This is a genomic window from Bacillus sp. HMSC036E02, assembly GCF_001836235.1.
In the GTDB taxonomy this organism is placed as follows: Bacteria; Bacillota; Bacilli; order Bacillales; family Bacillaceae_G; genus Bacillus_A; species Bacillus_A cereus.
On sequence record NZ_KV827878.1, the window covers coordinates 1 to 297 of the forward strand.

Genomic DNA, 297 nt, shown 5'->3' on the forward strand with positions numbered 1-297 from the left:
AAACAGCTTGTGAAAATAGACAAATGGTTTCCTTCCACAAAAACATGTAGCAGTTGTGGAAATGTGAAAAATATGTCATTGTCTGAGCGAGTCTATTCTTGTATATGCGGTGTAAATCTCGATAGAGATTATAACGCCGCTACCAATATCAAAAATGAAGCAATACGCCTATTAGCGTTAGCATAGATAGCAATAAAATAACCCTTGGAACAAGGGAGTTAGCTCGGCTGTCTTAGGACGAATTCGTTAGCTATCAAAAGTAACGACTAACCGAGAAGCCCCCACTTCAAACAGTCC

Annotated in this window: 1 protein-coding gene; it reads left to right on the forward strand. The window is 39.4% G+C overall.

The window, feature by feature from the left end; all coding sequences use genetic code 11:
* Positions 1–186: zinc ribbon domain-containing protein (locus tag HMPREF2590_RS26110; RefSeq protein ID WP_141763557.1), on the forward strand; the 186-nt coding region annotated here is incomplete at its 5' end.
* Positions 187–297 lie beyond the last annotated feature (111 nt).